The sequence below is a fragment of the Catellatospora vulcania genome (assembly GCF_009720385.1).
In the GTDB taxonomy this organism is placed as follows: Bacteria; Actinomycetota; Actinomycetes; order Mycobacteriales; family Micromonosporaceae; genus Catellatospora; species Catellatospora vulcania.
The window spans coordinates 1,337,914-1,358,058 of sequence record NZ_WARX01000001.1; the positions used below are offsets into that span (position 1 = coordinate 1,337,914).

The window sequence follows — 20,145 nt, forward strand, 5'->3', positions numbered from 1 at the left end:
TCACACGTTGGGGAGCCGCTCACCGATCCTCGGCTCGCGGCCCTCGATCAACCAGAACAGGTAGCCGCGCAGGTGGTCCTCCAGGCCGTCGTCCAGGTACGCGGCGTAGGCATGCAGGGCTTCCGGTTCGTTGTCGCTGCCGGCGTCGGCCAGTTCGGCGGCGATCCAGTCGCGGACGAACGCACGGTCGGCCCACCACTGTCGGACCGATTCCGGGGTCCAGTGCTGGTCGCCGTCGCAGGCGTAGCCCCCGAAAGGTTCGCCGCCCGCGATGAGGATCAGTGCCGCGACCTCGCGCAAATTCGCGGGCTGCCGGAAGACGCACTCGTGGCGCAGGTCGCTGAGCAGAACGAGTTCGGGCAGGTAGTAGGGGCCGTTCAAGCCGTCGTCGGTGACACCCGCGTAGAACGGGCCCGGAACGTTGATCCTGCTGCGGTCCTTCCAGCGCCCGACGCCCACGTCCAGCTCATGTTGGCCGTAGATCGACCGAGAGAGCTCTCGAGCAGCCGGCAGCGGGTCCCAGTAGGCCAGCCCGTCCCATGGTCCTTCGACCGGATAGGCCGCCGCCGTCTGCGCACGGAACTCCTGCTTCGCCTGTTCGAGCGTGGTCGCCCAGGTCCGACGCCCGGCCTCGATCTCTTCTCGTCCCGTCACGGCGGACAGCGTCTCACCATCAGCGGTGATCGAGGGAGCCCGGTTGCGGTACGGCGAGCTTGCGGACGACGTCGTGCGCCACCGGATGCCCGGCATCGGCGAACAGCTTGTACGCGTGCTCCCAGCGTTCGCGGGCGGTGGCGTGATCGCCGAGCGCCTGGAAGGCATCGCCTGCGTGGTCGGCAACCTGCGCGTCGAGGATGGGGTCGTCAAGGTGCCGGGCCAGGTCACGGGCGATGTCGTACTGTTCGACGGCTGCGGCGTACGCGCCGAGCGCGTGGTGGGCCTTGCCGAGGTTGTCGAGACTGATGGCCTCGTTGGCGAGGTCGTCGGCCAGATGCTGGTGTTGCGCGGCTTGCCGGAAGAACCGGATCGCGGTCGCCGCGTCGCCGCGGAAGGCGTGGTAGAGGCCGACGGCGTTGGCTGCCCGGCCGGTCCAGCTGGCGTCGGACAGGCCCGTCCAGAGTTCCAACGACCGTTCGACGTGGGCGAGCGCTTTCACGATGTCGCCTTGCAGGAAACACACGTACGACAGCACGAATTCGGTCTCGGCTTCGCCGGGGCGGTCGTCGGCGGCCCGGCACAGCAGCATGGATTCGTGCATGTGCGCGTACGCGTCGGCGAAGCGGTTCAGGCGTCCGGCGACGGCGCCGAGGAACCGGTGGGCGTGGGCGGCCGCGGCGTCGTCCATCGACGCGGTCGCCGCCCGCAACGCCACCGCCCAGGCCGCGCCTTCGTCGTCCCAGCGGTGCTGCTCGTACAGGAACGTGTCCAGGGCCCAGCCGAGCTGCCAGGCATGCCGGTCGAGGCCGTCGTCGCGAGCCTGGCGCAGGGTCGCCATCAACACCGAGCGTTCGTTCTCCAGCCAGGTCAGCGCGGTCTTGTAGTCCGGCCGGCGGCTGCCCGGGGGCGGCGGCACGGGCAGTGGGATCGCCGGGCGCACGGGGTTCAGGACGCGGTCGGCTTCGTGCGCGGTACGGGTGTAGTGGTCGAGCAGGCGGGTCAGCGCATCGCGTCGCCCGTCGTCGGTGTCGGTGGCGCGGGCCTGCTCGTGGGCGTATTCGCGGAGCAGGTCGTGCAGCAGGTACCGGTTGGGGCGGTGTTCGACGATCAGCCCGGCCTCGACCAGCTCGTCGAGTTCGGCTCGCGCGTCGTGGGCTCCGGCGAGGGCGGCGACCGCGTCCGCGGCGATGTCGGGCCCGGCGGTGAGGCCGAGCAGCCGGAACAGCCTCGCGGCGGGCGGGCTGACCGCCGTGTACGACCAGGAGAAGACGGTGCGCAGGTCGTCGTGGGTGCGTGAGCCTGCGCGGCGCAGTTCGGCGGCGGCGGCCGCCAGCGGGAACCCGGTCTGGCGTACCCGGGCGGCGGTCAACGCCAGCGCCAGCGGCAGGCGTCCGCATGCTGCGACGGCGTCGGCGGCCGTGTCATCGTCGGCCGGGTCGGCGAGGCGGGCCCGGACCAGTGCGACGGCTTCGGCCTCGGAGGGCAGGTCGACGGCGACGGGTGTGGCGGCGTACTCGGCGACCAGCGCGGTCAGCGGGCTGCGGCTGGTCACGACCGTGCGCACACCGGGGCCGCCGGCGAGCAGGGGGCGCACCTGGTCGGCGTCGCGGGCGTTGTCTACGACGATGAGCAGGCGGCGGTCGGCGACCAGGCTGCGGAAGCGGGCTGCCTGCGCGGCCGGGTCTGCGGGGATCTCCCGCGCGGGCACCTCCAGCGCGTCGAGGAAGCCGCGGATGGCGTGGGCCGGGTCGACGGCGTCGCCGTCGCGGGCATACCCGCGCAGGTCGGCGTAGAGGCGGCCGTCGGGAAACGACGCGGACTGGCCGTACGCCCAGTGCACGACCAGTGCCGTCTTGCCGATCCCCGGTGGCCCGGTCACGACGACGACGGGCCCGGTCGCGGACCCCAGCGTCGTGAGCAGGGCGGACCGGCCGACGAAGCTGCCGCTCATCGCCGGCAGCTGGTTCGGGGCGGCCGACCGGAGGTTGCCCTGTTGCTTCAACCCGTCGTGGACACCGACGAGGACGTCGTGGCGGCGACGCCAGTCGGCGAGTTCCGCTTCGTTCGCCCCGCAGGCGAGTACGAACGGGCGCACGAGTGCCTCGAAGTCCGGCGGTCGTTTGATCTCCCCGTTGAGGATCGCGTAGAGCTGGGCACGGCTGATGCGGACCTGCCGGGCGATGCTCGGCAGGTCCCTGCCTGAGGCCTGCCAGCGGACCCGCAGATCCGCACAGAACCGCGCGACCGGGCGCGAGCGTTCGTCCACATAGGCCACACTATCCGGTCCCGTCCGGTGTCCGGATTCCGCCGGGTGGCGACGATCAGGTGAATCGGTCGTGGCCGTCCGGAGCCGATCGGCGTAGGCCCGTCGGCGCACGCCGCCGACCCCACCCGACAGCACCTGGAACAACGGGCCCGGATACGAGATGATCTCCGCCATGAGCGAGTTCGACTTCTGCCCGTGGCTGTTCGCCGACGACGCCACCCCGGACGAACGCGACGCGCAGCTCGCCCACCAGCGCGACCTGCCCGGCCTGCGCCGCGCAGGCGACAGGTCGTTCGTGTCCCCGCTCGCCGCGATCCACCAGGCCGACCTCACCCTCGGCGCCGACTCCTATCTCGCCGCACACGTCTACCTCACCGGCGAGGTCCAGCTCGGCGACCACACCAGCCTCAACCCGTACGCGGTCGTCCGCGGCCCCGTGCGCCTCGGCTCCGGCGTACGCGTCGGCGCGCACGCCTCCCTGGTCGGCTTCAACCACTCCGCCGACCCCGACAAGCCCATACACCAGCAGCCCATCGTGGCCAAGGGCGTCGTCGTCGGCGACGACGTTTGGATCGGATCGAACGCCATCGTCCTCGACGGCGTCACCATCGGCGACCACGCCGTCATCGGTGCGGGAGCGGTCGTCACCAAAGACGTCGCCGCCTGGTCGGTGATGGTCGGCAACCCCGCCCGCCGCATCCGCGACCGCCGCGACCGGACCCGCCCGAACAAGCCGGCCCCGCCACTGGCCGACTTCGCCGCACAAGCCCGGGACCAGGCGGCGCAACTGCTGGACCGCCACTGGACCGGCGAAACCTTCACCGATCAGCCCGGCGCGACGCCGACGGTCCGCGCGATATGCGACGCGGTCGAGATCGCGGACCTGCTGCTAGACGCGCCACCGCCGCAGCTCGACCGCGACGAACTCGTCCGCCGGCTCGCCGCCATGCAGGATCACGCCACCGGACTCATCCCCGAGATGGGCGAAGGCAGCCCGAGCCTCGACAGCGGGTCGGCGTACCACCTGCTGTCGGTGGGTTATGCCCTGGACCTGCTCGGCGCCCGGCTGCCGCACCCGGTGCAGGCAGTCCGCAAGGACCCGGCCCGGCTGGTGGCGGAGCTGGACGGCCTGCCCTGGGCGCGGCAGGCGTGGAGCGCCGGCGCCTGGGTCGACATCGTCGCGACGGGACTGCACTGGAACCGCCGCCTGTTCGATCCGCAGGAGCCGGTCGAGACGCTGTTCGGCTGGCTGCTGACCCGGCAGGACCCGTTCTCCGGGATCTGGGGCGCACCGAGCGTGGAGCAGGGCTGGCAGCAGCCGGTCAACGGCTACTACCGGCTCACCCGGGGCACGTTCGCGCAGTTCGGCCTGCCCGTGCCGCGCCCCGAGCAGACCATCGACACCGTCCTGGCCCACACCCGCGACGGCCGCTACTTCGCCGACGGCCGCGGCACCGCCTGCGACGTGCTCGACGTGATCCACCCGCTCTGGCTGTGCGGCCTGCAGACCCGCCACCGGCGCACCGAGGTGCAGGCCTGGGCCCGCGACCGGCTCGCCGCGACCCTCGCGCGCTGGCACACCGCGGCCGGCTTCGCCTTCAGCCCCGCGGTCACCACGGGGACGGCACACCTGCCCAGCCTCCAGGGCACCGAGATGTGGCTGGCGATCATCTGGCTGCTCGCGGACGTACTCGGCGAAAGCGGGGCACTGGGGTACCGCCCTCGTGGAGTCCACCGACCCGAACCCGCGCCGGTCGTCAGAACGTTGTGATCCAGGTCACTCATCTGAACTTTCGTCCGGCGGCCACGTCTGGATCACCCGAGGTACCCCTCGCGTTGATCTAGGAGAATGATGCGGTCAGTTCGCAAGATTTCGGCGCTGGCACTGCTGGTGCTGGGCGTCTCGGCGGTCGCCCCGGGCGGTATGGCCGCCTCGGCGCAGCCCCGGCCGCCCAGGCCGGCGACCACACCCCCGGTCGTGGCCGGCCCCCGGACGGTCACTCTGCTCACCGGCGACACCGTCCACGTCAGCACCGTCGACGGCCAGACCGCCGTCAACGTCGTGCCGGGCAAGGGCCGGGAACGGATCCCGTTCCTCACCCACAGCTCAGGCGAGCACGTGCGGGTCATCCCCGCCGACGCGGTCGGCCTGCTCAACCGGGGCAAGCTCGACGAGCGCCTGTTCGACATCTCGACGCTGATCGGCTTCGGCTACGACGACGCCCGGCCCACCCTGCCGCTCATCGTCCAGCACGCCGGCACCGTCCCCGGCCTGACCGGCGCGCGGACCACCCGGGAGCTGTCCGGCGCGAGCGCCGTCGCGGAGAACCGCACCGACGCCGTGACCTTCTGGAACGCCATCACCGCAGCGAGCGGCACCGAGCGGCGGCTGCGCGCAGGGTTCGACAAGATCTGGCTCGACGGCCTGCGCCGGCCGACCCTCGACGTCAGCGTCCCGCTGACCGGCGCGCCGCAGGCCTGGCAGGCCGGCTTCACGGGTACGGGTGTGAAGGTCGCCGTCATCGACACCGGCGTCGACCAGACCCACCCCGACCTGGCCGGACGCGTCGCCGCCGCGGAGAACTTCACCGCCGAGCCCGACCCCGCCGACCTGGTCGGCCACGGCACCCATGTCGCGTCGACCATCGCGGGCAGCGGCGCGGCGTCGCAAGGCGCGTACCAGGGCATGGCCCCCGGCGCGACCCTGTACAGCGCCAAGGTCTGCACACTCGACGGCTGCCCGGAGTCGGCGATCCTCGCCGGCATGGCATGGGCCGCGGAGCAGGGCGTCAAGGTCGCCAACATGAGCCTCGGCGGCCCGGACAGCGCGGGCACGGATCCGATCGAGGCGGCCCTGGCCGACCTCACCCACCGCTACGGGATGCTGTTCGTCGTCGCGGCGGGCAACTCCGGCCTGGCCGGGGAGTCCACCGTGAACTCGCCCGGCAGCGTGACCGAGGCGCTGACCGTCGGCGCGGTGACCAAGACCGGTGAGCTGGCCGAGTTCTCCAGCCGCGGCCCGCGCGCCGGCGACGCGGGCATCAAGCCCGACATCACCGCGCCCGGCGTCGGCATCGTCGCCGCCCGCAGCTCGACCTCCGACCTGTATCCCCAGGACGCCAACCCGCAGTACGCGAGCCTGTCCGGCACGTCGATGGCTACCCCGCACGTGGCCGGCGCGGCGGCGATCCTGGCCCAGCAGCACCCGGACTGGGCCCCGGAGCGGATCAAGTCCACGCTGATGGCGGCCGCACGGCCCAACACCGCGATCGGTGTGTACGAGCAGGGCGCAGGCTTCCTCGACGTCGCCCGCGCGATCGGCCAGACCGTCACCGCCGGCCCGGTCAGCGTCGCGTTCGAGCGGGCCACCACCGCGCAGCACCGCACCGTCACCTACACGAACAGCGGCCCCTCGGCGCTCACCCTGGCCGTCTCCCTCGACGCCAAGGACGCCGACGGCGCCCCGGCACCGGCCGGCCTGTTCAGCCTCAGCGCCTCGACGGTCACGGTCCCGGCCGGCGGCACCGCCACCGTGACCGTCACCGTGCAGGCCGGCACGACCCTGCCGGACCGCTACTTCGGTGGTGAGGTCACCGCCACCGGCGGCGGCGTCCAGGTGCAGACCCCGGTCGCGCTCGACGTCGTACGCCGGCAGCTCAGCCTCAAGCTCATCGGCCCCGACGGCGGCAAGCCCACCGCCGAGCAGGGCTGGGTGACCGTGCTGATGGACCTGGACCGGCAGACCCTGCTGGTGCTCGACGACCCGGCGGCCACCACGCACCGGGTCCGCGCGGGCCGCTACCTGGTCCAGACCTACCTGGTGACCGGCGACCCCTCGACGCCGGACATCACCACCCTGGTCCGCCCGACCCTGGACCTGACCAGGGACCAGGCGCTGACCGTGGACACCCGCACCGCCAAGCCGATCGCGGTGTCGGTGCCGGACAGGAAGGCCACCCTGGTCTTCCCCGACTCCGGGTGGACGATCCGGACCGAGCAGCCGCAGATCTGGGGCAGCAACGACCCGTTCGGCACCCTGATGAACGTCGGATTCGACCACGTGCGCACCGCGCAGATCGGCACCGGTAAGACGCCCGGGTTCGTGTCCTACGTCCACGGCATCTGGGGCCGCATCGACCCCGACGGCGGCCTGCACAACAGCCCGTACGTGTACCGGGTCTACCTGTACGAGCCGCAGAGGATGATGAACGGCCTGACCCGCAGGCTGCGCGCGGGCGACTTCGCGACCGTCCGGTCCGAGATCAGCGCGGACGTCGCCGGGGTGCCGGTCGGGCGGACCGCCGTCGCGCACGCGCCCGGCAACTCGCCGGTCTACCGTGACGACCGCAACGTGCAGCCCGCCTTCACCTACGACGTGCCCGCCACCATCACCGAGTACTACAACCAGGACAAGCAGACGGTGTGGCAGTCGGTCTCGGCCCAGAACCGGTACACCTACTACCAGTCGGACTGGACCAGCTTCAAGCCCGGCCGCACGTACACGGTGAAGTGGGCCAACGCGGTCGCCGGGCCGGTCTACCCGCAGCCGAACTTCGGCCAGCAGTACGCCACCCGCTACTGGGGCGACAACATCGGCGGCCCCGGGCCACTGCACGGCGACGGCACCGGGCACATGGGCTTCCGGCAGGTGCGCGGGGGCAGCGCGCAGGTCGTCCTGTACCGCGACGGCGTCGAGGTCGGCACCGCCGGCGAGGTGCCCTACGTGTGGCAGGTGCCCGCGCAGACCGGTGACTACCGGCTCGCCGCGACGTTCCACAGCGACCCGGCGTTCACCCTGTCGACCGTCGTCGAGGCGGAGTGGACGTTCAGGTCCGGGCACGTGCCCGACGGCGAGCTGGTCAAGCTGCCGCTGACCGCGATCCGGTACACCCCGGCCCTCGACATCGACAACAAGGCACCGGCCGGGCGGCTGTTCGCGATCCCGGTCTCCCTTGACCGCCAGGTCGGGGCCGCACCGGGCCGGACCAAGGCGCTGACCGTCGAAGCGTCCTTCGACGACGGCAAGACCTGGCGCCGCCTGCCCGTCATGCGGTTCGGCGAGCAGGGCACCGCCCTGATCTGCCACCCGGCCGGCAGCGGCTTCGTGTCGCTGCGGGCGACCGCGGCCGACAACCGCGGCAACACGGTCAAGCAGACCGTCATCCGCGCCTACCGGTACTGAGCCCAGGTGACCCGGACGCGGCGCCGGCACGCGCCGCGTCCGGGTCACCTGCTGCCGAGCAGCCGGTCGCGGATCTGTCGAGCCATCGGCGAATCCGTCCCGTCGAGCTCGGCGAGCGCCTCCCGCCACGCCCGCCGGGCCAGGGCCGCCTGCCCGTTGGCGGCATGGGAGTCGCCGACGGCGACCAGCACCTGCGCGGTGTGGTGGGCGGCCCCCGCGCCGCGGAACGTGTCGATCGCCTGCTGCCAGACCGCCATCGCGTGCGGCAGATCGTCGATCATCGCGTACGTGTGCGCCAGCCACGCCTGCGTGGTGCCCACCCCGTGCAGGTCACCCAGGCCCTCGAACTGCCGGTGCGCGGTCACGAACATGGCCAGCGCCTCGGCGTGCCGGCCCAGCCTGCCCTGCGCCCGCGCCATGGCCAGCAGGGCCGTGGTCGCACCCCGCACATTGCCCGCGGCCTCGAACAGCGCCCGCGCAGCCTGCGCATGGGTGCCCGCCTCGTCGTATCGCCCCTGGTCGAGGCGGATCTCGGCGATGTTGTTCTCCACGTGGCCCTGCTCGACGCGCAGCCCGAGCCGGTCGAAGATCACTCGGGCGTGTTCCAGGTGCACCAGCCCACCGTCCAGATCGGCCAGGAAGTAGCAGGCGCCCGCGAGGCTGCGGTGCAGCAGCGCCCGCGCGGCGGAGTCGTCGCCGACCGTGGCCAGGGCCGCCGACACCACGGCCGTCCACTGTTTGAACTGCGCGGTGTCCTGGAAGAAGTTCTGCATGGCCAGTGCGATCCGCCAGGCCGCACGAGGCCGGGCCCGCGCCACGATATCGGTCAGCACCCGCTGCTCGGCCGCGAACCAGGCCATCGCCTCGGCCCGGCCGCCGAAAGCCCGCCCGGCGACCCCGTACCCGGACGGGTCCGGAGCCGGCAGCGGCACCTGCGGCAGCAAGAGCAGATGCGCCGCGTATGCGCTGAGCTCGTAATAGTCGTGGACCCGGGCGACGGCGGCGGCCCGCTGCGCCGCGTCGTCGTGCTCCTCACCCAGCTCGGCGGCGTAGGCGCGCAACAGGTCGTGCATCCGCCACCGGTCGTCACCGGGCTGGACCAGCAGCTGCGCCCCGAGTTCGGCGAGCAGCCCGCGCGCGCCGCGCAGCGACACCCCGCCCAGGGCGGCCGCCGCCGGCGTGCTCAGTTCCCCGCACGGGTGCAGCGGCAGCAGCCGGAATAGACGTGCCGCCTGCGGTGTCAGCGCACGGTACGACCAGGAGAAGATCGCCTCCAGGTCGGCGTGGGCGTCCCCGAACCCGGCCAGCCGCCCCTGCGCCAGCTCACCGGCGACCTCGGGCAGGCTGAGGCCGGTCCGGCCGAGGCTGCGGGTGGCCACCAGCGCCAGCGCCAGCGGCAGCCGCCCGCACCGCGCGATGATCTCCCCGACCGCGGCCGGGTCCGCGGCCACCGCATCGCCGAGCCGCCGGGCCAGCAGCTCACGGGACTCGGCATCGGACAGCAGATCGAGGTGCAGCCCGTGCGCACCCGCCGTACCGGCCATGCCGGTGATCCGGCGGCGGCTGGTCGCGATGACCAGACTGCCGCCGGTGCCGGGCAGCAGGTGCCGGATCTGGTCCCAGTCGCGGCAGTTGTCGAGCAGGATCAGCATCCGGCGCTGCGCCAGGACGCTGCGGAACAGGCCCGCCTGGGCGTGCAGCTCGGCCGGGATCGCGGCCGGCGCGACGCCCAGCGACCACAGGAACCCGCGCAGCGCCTCCGCCGGTGTCATCACCGCGTCGCCGGAGTCGAAGCCGCGCAGGTCGGCGTGCAGCTGCCCGTCGGGGTAGCGGGCGGCCAGCCGGTGCGACAGGTGCACCGCGAACGTGGTCTTGCCGACCCCGGGCATGCCGTCGATGACCAGCGCGGCGGTCCGCTGGTCGCGGGCCAGCAGCTCCTCCGCGGCGGCCAGCACGTCACGGCGGCCGGTGAAATAGGGATGGTCGGCCGGCAGCTGCGCCGGCGGCTCGGGACGCCCCGGCGTCGGGGCGTCGTGGTCGAGCAGGTTGTCGCGGGCGGCCCGCAGCTCGGCGCCGGGCCGGATGCCGAGCTCGTCGGCGAGCCGGTGCTCGATGTCGGCATACGCGGCCAGGGCCTCGGCCCGGCGCCCGTCGGCGGAGAGCGCCAGCAGCAGCCGCGCCTGCAGCGCCTCGTCCAACGGCTCGTGCTCGGCGGCCAGCCGGAGCGTGGGCAGCACCACGTGTACGCATCCGGCCCGCAGCGCGGCGTCGGTCGCGGCCCGTACGGCCGTGAACCGCTCGCCGTCGACGGCGGCGAACTCGGGGTGGGCGGTGTGCAGACCGCAGGCGCACCGGTCGCGCCACAACGCCAGCGCCTGCCGGTACAGCTGCACGGCGGGTTCGCCGGAGCCGGCCCCGGCCTGGGCGACCAGGCTCCGGAAACGCAGCAGGTCCACCGACTGCTCGTCGACCTGCAGCCGGTACTGCGCACCGTCGCGGATCAGCACCGAGCCCGCCGCCCGGGTCGGCAGGCCCGGTTCGAAGCGCCGCCGCAGCATCCCGACGTGCCGGTGCACCACGTTGACGGCGCTGGGCGGGGGATCGTCGGCCCAGAGCAGGTCGACGAATTCGGCGGTGCTGACCGCGCCGCCGGCTCGGGCGAGCAGCAGCGCGAGGATCAGCCGCTGCTGGCGGGTGCCCAGGTCGATCTCGGACCGGCCGCGCCAGGCCCGTACCGGGCCGAGGACGGCGAAGGACAGTGCGCTGGTCATGTCGGTGCGATCCGGGGGGTGCTGGTTGTCACGATCGCCGTAGCGTGGCAGGGCCCCGTTCGTGTGACGAGCGGGCCTTGCCGTGCTGTGAACTTGTCCGCGTGCCGGAACCCCGGGTGGGCGCGGCGCGTCTCAGCTCGACCCGAGGCTGGTGCGCAGGGCGCACAGCGCATAGTGGGTCCGGGACTTCACCGTGCCGACCGGCATGCCGAGCCGGCCCGCGACCTCCTGCGGTGACCGCCCGACCAGGTACACCTCGCACAGCAGGCGGCGCTGCGCCGGGCTCAGCCGCCCGAATGCCTGCCGGACGGTGTACGACGCCAGCGCGGTGCCGGTGGTGTCGTCCCGGCCGGGAATCCAGGCCATGTCGACGAGCTGGACCTCGGCCGGGCGGTGCAGCCGCCGCCGCACACCGTCGATGACGAGCCGTCTGGCGACGGTGAGCAGCCACCGGCGGGCGGCGTCGTTCTCGGCCGGCACCGAGTCCAGGTGCCGCCAGGCCCGCAGCATCGTCTCCTGGAGCAGGTCCTCGGCGGTCTGCCGCTGGCCGTTGGTCAGTACGAGCAGCAGGCGCAGCACGGCCGGGGCGTGGTCGGCGTGCAGGGCGGTCAGCCGTTCGGCGGCTGTCTGTTCGGGTGCCGGCAGCACGATGTTCCCCCAGGGGCAGGTGCAACGGGTGCGTGAGGCACGAGCCTAGGAACGGTCGATGCGATTGGACTGACGCACAAGTGCGGATTTAGTGCCGTCACCCTGTGCAATCGGTGACGGATGCGGCGTAACCGGCGCGAGCGGTTCGGCTCCGGGTGTGGCTGCTACCCGATGGCGCGGTGGAACTGCAGGCAGCGCAGCCGCGCTGCGGCCCGCTCGGCCGGGTCGTCGCCGTCCTCGCCGAGTTCGGTGGCGTAGGCCAGTAGCAGGTCGTGGACGTGATAGCGGCCCGGCAGGTCCTCGCTGATCAGATGTGCGCGGCTCAGCTCACCGATCAGGGTCCGCCCGGTGCGCAGCGCGACACCGGCCAGGGCCGCCGCTGCCGGGATCGAGATGTCGGGGCCGGGATGCAGCGGCAGCAGCCGGAACAGCCGGGCCGCCGGGGACGACAACGCCTGGTAGGACCAGGAGAAGACGGCACGCAGGCCGGTCCACGGGTCATCGCCGTCGAAGCCGTCCAGGCGGCCCGGCGGGGCCAGCTCCGCGGCGAGCTGCGCCGGCGGCGGGTGCGGCAGGCTCGCCGCGCGGGCGGCCACCACGGCCAGCGCCAGCGGCAGCCGCCCGCAGCCGTCGACGATCGCGTCGACCGCGGCAGTGTCCGCCGACACCCGGCCCGCGCCGAGCATCCCTGACAGCATCGTGCGCGCCTCGCCGGCGCTCGGCAGGCCGACCGGCAGCGGGTGGGCGCCGGCCGTTGTCTGCAACGCCGTGAGCCGGCTGCGGCTGGTGACGATCGTCAGGCAGCCGGGGCCGCCCGGCAGCAGGTGCCGGACCTGCTCGGCGTCACGGCAGTTGTCGAGCACGATCAGCAGGCGCCGGCCGGCGAGCCTGCTGCGGTACATGCCCGCCTGGGCATGCAGCTCGGCGGGGATGCCCTGCCGGGGCACGCCCAGCGAGCCGAGGAATCCGCGCAGCGCCTCCGCCGGGCTCATCGCCGGCTCGCGCCCGTAGCCGCGAAGGTCGACGTACAGCTGCCCGTCCGGGTAACCGGCGGCGAACTCGTGCGCGAGACGGACCGCGAGGGCGGTCTTGCCGACCCCGGGCATGCCGTCGACAGCGAGCACGGCCGACCCGCCCGGACGCGCGACGGCGACGCGGGCGTCGGCGAGCAGATCGTCGCGACCGCTGAAGGACGGCAGGTCCGGCGGCAGCTGCGCGGGCCGGGGCAGCGGCGACGGCGACTCGGGCCCGGCCGGCCGGGTGCGCTGGTGCAGCAGCCGGTCGTACGCCTGCCGCAGCTCCTCACCCGGCTCGACGCCCAGCTCGTCGCCGAGCCGTCGGCGCACCACCCGGTACATCTCGACGGCCTCGGCCTGCCGGCCGTCGGCGGCCAGCGCCAGCAGCAGCCGGCTCTGCAACGACTCGTCGAGCGGGTGCTGCTCGGCGGCCTGCCGCAGCGGCGCCAGCACCTCGCTCAACCGGCCGCAGCGCTCGGCGGCGTCGGCCGCCTCGCGCACCACCCCGGCCCGCTCGGCCTCCACGGCCAGGAACGCGGGATGGCGTCGGGAGGCCGGTTCCAGGCCCGCGGCGCACCGGCCCCGCCACAGCCGCAGCGCGTCCAGGCAGTGCCGCAGCGCCGACTCCGGGTCGCCGTCCTGCACACTGCGGCTCGCCAGCCTGCTCAGCGACCGGAACTTCAGCAGGTCGAGGGACTGCTCGTCGACGCGCAGCCGGTAGGTCGACAGCTCCCGGACGATGTGCCGGCCCGCCGACCGGGTGGGCAGGCCGGGTTCGAGCAGCCGGCGCAGCGCACCGACGTGCCGGTGCACGACGTTGGCGGCGCTGGCCGGGGCCTGCTCGTCCCAGAGCAGCTCGACCAGCTCGGCCAGGGACACCGGCGCACCGGCCCTGGCCAGCAGCAACGCCAGCACGAGCCGCTGCTGGCGGGCACCCGGGTGCAGCTCGACGCCGGCACGCACGACCCGGATCGAGCCGAGCACCGAGAACCCGATCGTCCCGCCCGCCTCCGCTCGCACGCCGGCAACCGTAACCGGCCGATCCGCGACCCGATCGAGGCGGTCTTCGCGAACCGTGATCCCTGCTCGACGTCGGTCGGGCGGGGATTGTTCAGGCGGTGACGGTCGGCCGGGGTGCGCTGCGCCGCGGCGGCCAGGGGATGATCGGCGAGGTGGCCTTCCGGTAGTCGGCGTACTCCGGGTAGCGGGACACGGTGATGCTCTCCGTGAAGACTGTCGAACCGACGAACAGAGCGGTGAGCAGCACCGGGCCGATGACCGTCCACTCCAGCACCGAACCGGCCGCGGCGGCCCCGAAGCCGAACACCACCCACCACTGCGCCTGTTCGAAGAAGTAGTTCGGATGGCGCGAGTACCGGAACAGGCCGGAGCGCAGGAAGCGCGACTCGGGCTGCCTGCCCTCGGCGAGCGCGGCGTGCTTGCGCCGGTGGAAGTCCCACTGCTGCTGGTCGGCGACGGTCTCCCCGGCCAGCAGCCCCAGGAAGACGACTGCGAGCACGGCGTCGACGACGCCGAACGGCCGGGAGTGCGTCAGCGCCGTGTACGCCGGCAGCGTGATCAGCAGCAGGATGATGTTCTGGTACACCGTGATGAACAGCAGGTTGAACAGCTGGAACTGCCACCGTGACAGCCGGGCGCGCAGGATCGGCCAGCGGTAGTCCTCGCCGCCGGGGGCGTAACCGCCGCGCCGGGCGAAGTTGAACGTCAACCGGGCCCCCCACAGCAGCACCACCACCGCGAGCACGTTCAACCGGACGTCGGCGAAATCGGCTGCGGCGGCGAACACCGCGACATACACCACCGGGACGATCGACCAGATCCGGTCCACCCACGAATGCTCGCCGCTGACCAGTGAGGCGAGCCAGGTCGCGGCGCAGACGGCCGCGCAGATCCACAGACAGACGATGAGGGCGTCCATGATCGGGGACTGTAGCGGTCCGGGTCCGGTCCCGGTAGCGGCCACGAAGCCAGAGCGGTATCCCGGCTGCGCGTGGGGTTCGGTCAGCACCGGCCGGGCCGGCGGCTGACTCGGGACCACCGGAGGACGCGGACGCTCAGGCCGTCATGGCCGGGTTTGCACACGCCAGGAGGCAGGGAGCATCGACGTGTTTCGGTCTTGCTCGGCCTTCCTGTCCGAATCCGGGGGCCTGTTCCGGCCCGGCGAGACCACATCGGGTCCTGCCAACGCTTGCTCATTAGCTGTCGCACAGCGCATAGTTCGAGGTAAGCCGCCCCCTTAGTAAGGAATACCACCGTGCCTGCTGAGACTTTTCCCCCCGCGCGTCCCGATATGACCACCTTGACGGAGATGACGCACGAGGCAATGGTGGCGCTGTGGCAGCAGGGCCTCGTCACGCCGATGTCCTCGACGATCAACACGATCGCCAAGACCGACGGCAGCTGGTGGACCGAGAGCCAGGGCGCTTGGCAGCGGGTTCCGCAGAGCGAGCGCAATCAGAGCCTCGACTACCACCACGAGCGCTTCGGATCGGTCTGCCAGGCCAAGGGCCCGGCGGCAGTGAACCCGGTCTTCGGCAAGATCGCATAATCGCGGGCCTGGCACGAGGCTCAGCCGTTCGGCGCCGGGCACGGACGTGACGGTGCCCGGCGATCAGCCGAATCGGCGGCAGGCCGGGCGCTGACCGGCGACTACGCTCCCGATCACCATGACCGACCTGATCTCCCCGAGCCCCACCACACGGCGCTCACCGCTGCGGCGCCCGGCCGTCCGCGCCACCGCCGCGGCGCTCGCCGTGCTCGCCCTCATCGTCGCGGCCGGCGCGACCTGGGACCCCTCCGGTCTGCTGGCCCCCGTCGGCGGTCGCGGCCTGCCACCGGCGGGCGCCGGCGGCGTGTACCGGTGGGCTCCGCTGCTGATCGGCCTGCCGATCCTGCTCGCCGCCACCGCCGCGCCGATCCTCCTGATCGGCGGTAGCCGGGTGCGGCGGCCGGGATGGTGGGTCTTCCTCGTCACCTGGGCCGCGGTCGTCGCCGCGGCCGCCCTGGCCACCGCCGTCACCGGCCTGGCCGCCGCCGCCCCGCTGACCGGCCCGCACCTGTCCATCGGGGCGGCGCTGCGGTTCGCCTTCGGCATCAGCGGGTTCGCCGCGATGAAGTTCCTGCTCGTCGGCCCGCTGGTCGCCGCCGTGGCAGCGCTCGCGCGCCGCCTCGGCCCGCCGGACGCGGTCACGCCCGAAACCGATCAGGACCGGCCCGCCTCCGGCACACGCACAGCCGTGGCGATCATGTTCGTGGTCGGGTCGCTGACCGCGGTCACCTTCGGCGCGCAATGGTGGCGCGGCGGCCCGGCCGGCTACGCGTTCACCGAAACGCTGCTCGCTCCCAGCGCCTCCGCCGGGCCTCTCGGCCACCTGTGCGGCCTGGCCGTCTTCCTCGGCGTGTTCGGCGTGACGGTCCGGGCCCTGCAGCGGCGGCTCGCGTTTCACACGCCGCCGGCGGCAGCCGTGACGGTGTGGCTCGCCTCGACCGTCGCCGGTCTCGGCATCGGCGTGACCGGCGCCGTCACGACCGCGCTGTCCTCCTCGGCCGGGATCGCCGACGCCGGCCCGGACAGCTGGTGGATCGCCGTCACGTTGCTCAGCGTCGGCACCGGTATCGGCTACGGCGCCACGGTCGGCCTGATCGGAGCGCTCGTCACGGCAGGGGTCTGGCGGTGGCGGCCGGCGCTTGCCGAGGCACTGCGGCCGGCGCGGCGGCGGCTGGTCGGCGCACCGGTCGTCGTGCTGCTGGCGGCGCTGCCGCTGCTGATCGGGTCGTACGCGGCGCCCGGGCCGCAACCGGTGGCACCGGTGGCCGCGTCGGCGGGTCTGGCGCGCCTGCACCTGCTTGCCGCCCCGGGCGAGGACGGTCTGCCGGTCATCGGTGACGTCACCGGCCGTCAGGTGATCCTGCGCGGCGTCAACGTGAACCAGCTGATCGACTACCACCTGCGCGATCCCGCGATCCCGGCCACGGCACCGCTCACCGACGACGACTTCGCGCAGATCGCCGCGATGGGCTTCAACGTCGTACGGCTGGGCATGTCCTGGTCCCGGCTGGAGCCGCGGCGCGGCGAATTCGATCAGGCCTACCTGCGCCAGATCAGCACGGCGGTGGCGTCGGCCAAGGCGCACGGCGTCTACGTCGTGCTGGACATGCACCAGGACGCCTGGGGCAACGCCCTGGCCCGCCCGGACGAGCAGTGCGGCGGCGGCACCAGCCCCACCACCGGCTGGGACGGCGCACCGGCCTGGGCGACCGTCACCGACGCCACGCTGCACTGCCAGTTCCTGGCCCGTGACCTGGCCCCGGCGGTCGCGACGGCGTTCGGCAACTTCTACACCGACCGCGACGGTATCCAGACCGAACTCGTCCGCGCCTGGGCGTTCGTGGCGCGGGCGTTCGCGGACGAGCCGGCGGTCGCCGGATACGACCTGCTCAACGAGCCCGGCATCGGCGCGAACCCGCCGATCAGCTCCGGACTGCTACTGGGCCGGTACTACGCCGCGGCCATCACCGCGATCCGGGCAGCCGAGCAGGCCGGGCAGGGCTTCGCACACCTGGCCTTCTTCGAGCCGAGCGTGCTCTGGTCGGGGCTGGCCTTCGACGTGGCGCCGCCGCCGGGCTTCACCGACGACCGGCAGCTGGTGTTCGCGCCGCACCCGTACAGCGAGTCGATCACGATGGATCAGAGCTTCGGCCTGACCATCGCGTCGATCGAGCGGAACCTGGCCGTGTCGGCGCAAGCCGCGGCCTTCTACGGAGCGGCGTACTGGCCCGGTGAGTGGGGCTGGTTCGGCGACCCGGCTGTGGACGGAGCGAAGGTGGCGCGCTTCGGCGCGGCCCAGGACCGGCTCGGCATCGGCGGCGCGTTCTGGGTGTGGAAGCAGGGCTGCGGCTCGCCGGAGACCGGACCCGACGCGAAGACGTCAGGCAACCTCGCCAAAATCGACTGTGCGACCGGTGCCGCGATCGCACCGCCCACCGGCTTCAGCCGGCCCCTGACCCGGGCATACCCGCGGGCGTTCCCCGGCCGCCTCGACAAGCTCGAAGCCGGCCCCGCCGACGGCGGGCTCACGTTCGCCGCGACGGCCGACACGCAGGGCGTGAACTGCCAACTCGACATCTGGGTGCCCGGCCAGGCACAGCCCCGGCTCGCCACCCAGGGCGTCGACGGGGCGGCGGCGGTGCAGGTGCCCGGCGGCTGGCAGATCACCGGCTGCGCCCACGGCACGTACACGGTCACCGTCACGCGCTGACCGCCAAGCCGCCGCGCAGGCCTGCGCAGACGACGGCGGGGGTGCCGGCACACGCCGGCACCCCCGCCGTTTTGCGGGGTTACGCTGCCGCGCAGGTCGCGGTCGGGGTGGTGGTGTTGCCGTTCTTGTAGAGGGTGACGCCGAAGTTGTTGCCGGCGCCGTTGGGCCTGGCGGTCAGGGTGCCGGTGCTGCCGGTGACGGCGGCGTTCCAGCTGCTCTGCAGGCTCTGGCTGCCGTTGAGCCGGATGGTGACGGTCCAGGTGCTGCTGCCGCTGACCGCGAAGGTCACGTTGAACCGGTCGCTCCACTCGTCGGCACGGGTGACGCTGACGGTGCAGCTACCGCCACCGCCACCGCCACCACCGCCACCGCCGCCGGAGGGGGCGACGGCACGGCCGGTGCTGGACGAGATGTGGCCGGGGCAGAGGTTGCGGGCCTGCAGGTCCTGCAGGATGCCGGGCAGCGCCGAGATCGTGTTGGCCGGCCAGTCGTGCATCAGGATGATCTGCCCGTTGGTCAGCCGGGCCGCGGCCTGGCGGATCGCGCTGGCGCTGGCGCTGTTCCAGTCCTGCGAGTCGACGTCCCAGATGATCTCACGCAGGCCGAGTGAGGACTCGATCTGCTGGAGCGTGGAGTTGGTCTCCCCGTAGGGCGGGCGGAACAGGTTCGGGGTCACCCCGGCGGTCTGCTGGATCGCCTGCTGGGTGCGGGTGAGCTGCGACTGGATGTCGGCGGAGCTCATGGTGGTCAGGTGCGGGTGGTCCCAGCTGTGGTTGCCGATCTGCAACCCGGCACTGCGGTACGCCTGCATGAGCGACGGGTTCGACTGGGCGTTCGACCCGGTCGGGAACACCGTCGCGGTCGCGTTGTACTGGCGCAGCGTGCTGATCAGCTGATTGGTCGTGCCCGTGTTGGGGCCGTCGTCGAACGTCAGCCCGACATAACCGGCCGAGCAGCTGCTCCCACCGCCACCGGGGGTGGAGGGGGTCGGCGAAGGCGTGGGATTGCCGCCGCCGCCTCCCGCTGCGGAGCAGCTTGCGGTCGGGGTGGTGTTGTTGCCGTTCTTGTAGATGGTGGTGCCGAAGTTGTTGCCGGACCCGTTCGGCCGGGCGGTCAGGGTGCCGCTGCTGCCGGTGACGGTCGCGTTCCAGCTGCTCTGCAGGCTCTGGCTGCCGTTGAGGCCGATCGAGACGGTCCAGTCGCTGCTGCCGCTGACCGCGTAGGTCACGTTGAACCGGTCGGACCACTCGTCGGCGCGGGTGACGCTGACGGTGCAGCCGTTGCTGCCGCCGCCGCCGCCACCGCCGCCACCGCCGCCGCCGGTTCCCTCGGTGACGGTGATGTTGGAGTTGCCGCTGCTCTGGTAGCCCTCGGTCGCCAGGATCTGGTAGTCGTGGGTGCCGAGGTTCATGCCCTTGCTCGCCCACGCGTCGAAGTGGGTGGCCGCGCTGATGGCGCCGCCGGTCCGCTTGGACTGCCGGACACTCCAGTACTGGTAGAACGTCGCGGTGCCGTCGATGGAGGGCTGGTTGACGCGCTGGGTGCGGTAGATGTCGTAGGTGCCGCCGTCGCTGTTGACGGTGCCCATCAGGGTGCCGGTGGGCCGGTAGGTGCCCCAGTTGTCGACGATGTAGTACTCGATCAGCGGGTTGCGGGTCCACCCGTACAGCGTCAGGTAGGCGTTGCCGGAAGGGTTGAAGCTGCCGGAGTAGTTGACCGTGCGGCGGGTGCCGGGCTTCCAGCCCTTGCCGGCGACGAAGTTGTTGATGCCGCTCCACTGCGTGCTGTACTGGCCGCCGGCGCCCATCGTCATGGAGACGTTGCCGCTGTCCTTCCAGAACGAGAAGAAGTTGCCGTTGTCGGTGCCGGTCTGGTTCGTGGTGACGGTCGTGTCGGCGTTGGCGTTGCCGGCCGGCACCAGCGCGGTGACGGCCAGCGCCGCGGCGCAGGCAGCGCCGAAGAGCAGTCTCCAGCGGCCGTGCCGGCGACCGGCCGGGTGGGCGGGGGTGTCGAGCATGTGATCCACCTACTTGTGAGGCCTGGGCGAGCCAGGAGGTGTGGGGACGGAGCGTTCGACAGGGCAGCCGCTCGCCGACAGCTGTTTCGGCGAGTTGCGCTCACGTCCATCGATAGACGCATCGTCATGCAGCGCCGATTCGGAAGTCAACGACTTCCGGGAACTATCGGAATCAAGTTGCCCGCTAAAGTGCAGACCACTATCGGTCCGTAGTGATCACTTAACTTGACCGCAATGTCTCATGTGGCTGATGCTTCCGGAAGTTTCGGAGCCTTCCCGGATGCCCGGGAGCTTCTGTGCCGACGGCGC

General features: G+C 72.6%; 11 protein-coding genes. 4 read left to right on the forward strand and 7 right to left on the reverse strand.

The window, feature by feature from the left end; genetic code table 11:
* Together F6W97_RS40900 and F6W97_RS25245 are read right to left on the reverse strand one after the other, a co-directional pair.
* Window positions 1-750 carry a hypothetical protein gene (locus F6W97_RS40900; protein WP_230686992.1) on the reverse strand — a complete coding sequence of 250 codons (750 nt, stop codon included), beginning with the start codon at window positions 748-750 and terminating at the stop codon, window positions 1-3.
* Window positions 674-2,923: a tetratricopeptide repeat protein gene (locus tag F6W97_RS25245; protein ID WP_155372865.1), complete on the reverse strand. Its 2,250-nt coding sequence runs from the start codon at window positions 2,921-2,923 to the stop codon at window positions 674-676. Before F6W97_RS25245 ends, F6W97_RS40900 begins: the two co-directional genes overlap by 77 nt.
* A 172-nt stretch (window positions 2,924-3,095) precedes the next feature.
* Here F6W97_RS25245 and F6W97_RS41440 point away from each other — a divergent pair, with 172 nt between their 5' ends.
* Window positions 3,096-4,694 carry an acyltransferase gene (locus F6W97_RS41440; protein WP_330164985.1) on the forward strand — a complete coding sequence of 533 codons (1,599 nt, stop codon included), beginning with the start codon at window positions 3,096-3,098 and terminating at the stop codon, window positions 4,692-4,694.
* A gap of 81 nt (window positions 4,695-4,775) precedes the next feature.
* Window positions 4,776-8,105, forward strand: coding sequence for a S8 family peptidase (locus tag F6W97_RS25255; protein ID WP_155372867.1), 3,330 nt, complete (start codon window positions 4,776-4,778; stop codon window positions 8,103-8,105).
* A gap of 44 nt (window positions 8,106-8,149) precedes the next feature.
* Here F6W97_RS25255 and F6W97_RS25260 read toward each other — a convergent pair whose 3' ends face one another.
* From F6W97_RS25260 to F6W97_RS25275, 4 genes are all read right to left on the reverse strand, one after another.
* Window positions 8,150-10,876, reverse strand: a complete 2,727-nt coding sequence (locus F6W97_RS25260; RefSeq protein WP_155372868.1) for an AfsR/SARP family transcriptional regulator — start codon at window positions 10,874-10,876, stop codon at window positions 8,150-8,152.
* A 132-nt stretch (window positions 10,877-11,008) separates the two neighbouring features.
* Window positions 11,009-11,524, reverse strand: a complete 516-nt coding sequence (locus tag F6W97_RS25265) for a sigma-70 family RNA polymerase sigma factor (RefSeq protein WP_230686942.1) — start codon at window positions 11,522-11,524, stop codon at window positions 11,009-11,011.
* Window positions 11,525-11,688: 164 nt separating this feature from the next.
* Window positions 11,689-13,560, reverse strand: a complete 1,872-nt coding sequence (locus F6W97_RS25270) for an AfsR/SARP family transcriptional regulator (protein WP_155372869.1) — start codon at window positions 13,558-13,560, stop codon at window positions 11,689-11,691.
* A 91-nt stretch (window positions 13,561-13,651) separates the two neighbouring features.
* Entirely contained in the window at window positions 13,652-14,479 is an 828-nt protein-coding gene (locus tag F6W97_RS25275; RefSeq protein ID WP_155372870.1) for a DUF1295 domain-containing protein, read from the reverse strand.
* 390 nt (window positions 14,480-14,869) lie between these two features.
* Between F6W97_RS25275 and F6W97_RS25280 the strand changes: the two genes are divergently transcribed.
* Window positions 14,870-15,109, forward strand: coding sequence for a hypothetical protein (locus F6W97_RS25280; RefSeq protein ID WP_155372871.1), 240 nt, complete (start codon window positions 14,870-14,872; stop codon window positions 15,107-15,109).
* Between the two features lie 118 nt (window positions 15,110-15,227).
* A complete protein-coding gene (locus F6W97_RS25285; protein ID WP_155372872.1) occupies window positions 15,228-17,819 on the forward strand; it encodes a cellulase family glycosylhydrolase in 2,592 nt (863 codons plus the stop codon).
* 79 nt (window positions 17,820-17,898) lie between these two features.
* Here F6W97_RS25285 and F6W97_RS41445 read toward each other — a convergent pair whose 3' ends face one another.
* Window positions 17,899-19,836, reverse strand: coding sequence for a glycoside hydrolase family 11 protein (locus tag F6W97_RS41445; RefSeq protein WP_155372873.1), 1,938 nt, complete (start codon window positions 19,834-19,836; stop codon window positions 17,899-17,901).
* Window positions 19,837-20,145 lie beyond the last annotated feature (309 nt).

Coding starts and splice junctions, on each gene's coding strand:
- F6W97_RS25285 (WP_155372872.1), top strand. CDS start 15,228: ATGACCGACCTGATCTCCCCGAGCCCCACCACACGGCGCTCACCGCTG.
- F6W97_RS25280 (WP_155372871.1), top strand. CDS start 14,870: ATGACGCACGAGGCAATGGTGGCGCTGTGGCAGCAGGGCCTCGTCACG.
- F6W97_RS40900 (WP_230686992.1), bottom strand. CDS start 750: ATGCCGGGCATCCGGTGGCGCACGACGTCGTCCGCAAGCTCGCCGTAC.
- F6W97_RS25260 (WP_155372868.1), bottom strand. CDS start 10,876: ATGACCAGCGCACTGTCCTTCGCCGTCCTCGGCCCGGTACGGGCCTGG.
- F6W97_RS41445 (WP_155372873.1), bottom strand. CDS start 19,836: ATGCTCGACACCCCCGCCCACCCGGCCGGTCGCCGGCACGGCCGCTGG.
- F6W97_RS25255 (WP_155372867.1), top strand. CDS start 4,776: ATGCGGTCAGTTCGCAAGATTTCGGCGCTGGCACTGCTGGTGCTGGGC.
- F6W97_RS25275 (WP_155372870.1), bottom strand. CDS start 14,479: ATGGACGCCCTCATCGTCTGTCTGTGGATCTGCGCGGCCGTCTGCGCC.
- F6W97_RS41440 (WP_330164985.1), top strand. CDS start 3,096: ATGAGCGAGTTCGACTTCTGCCCGTGGCTGTTCGCCGACGACGCCACC.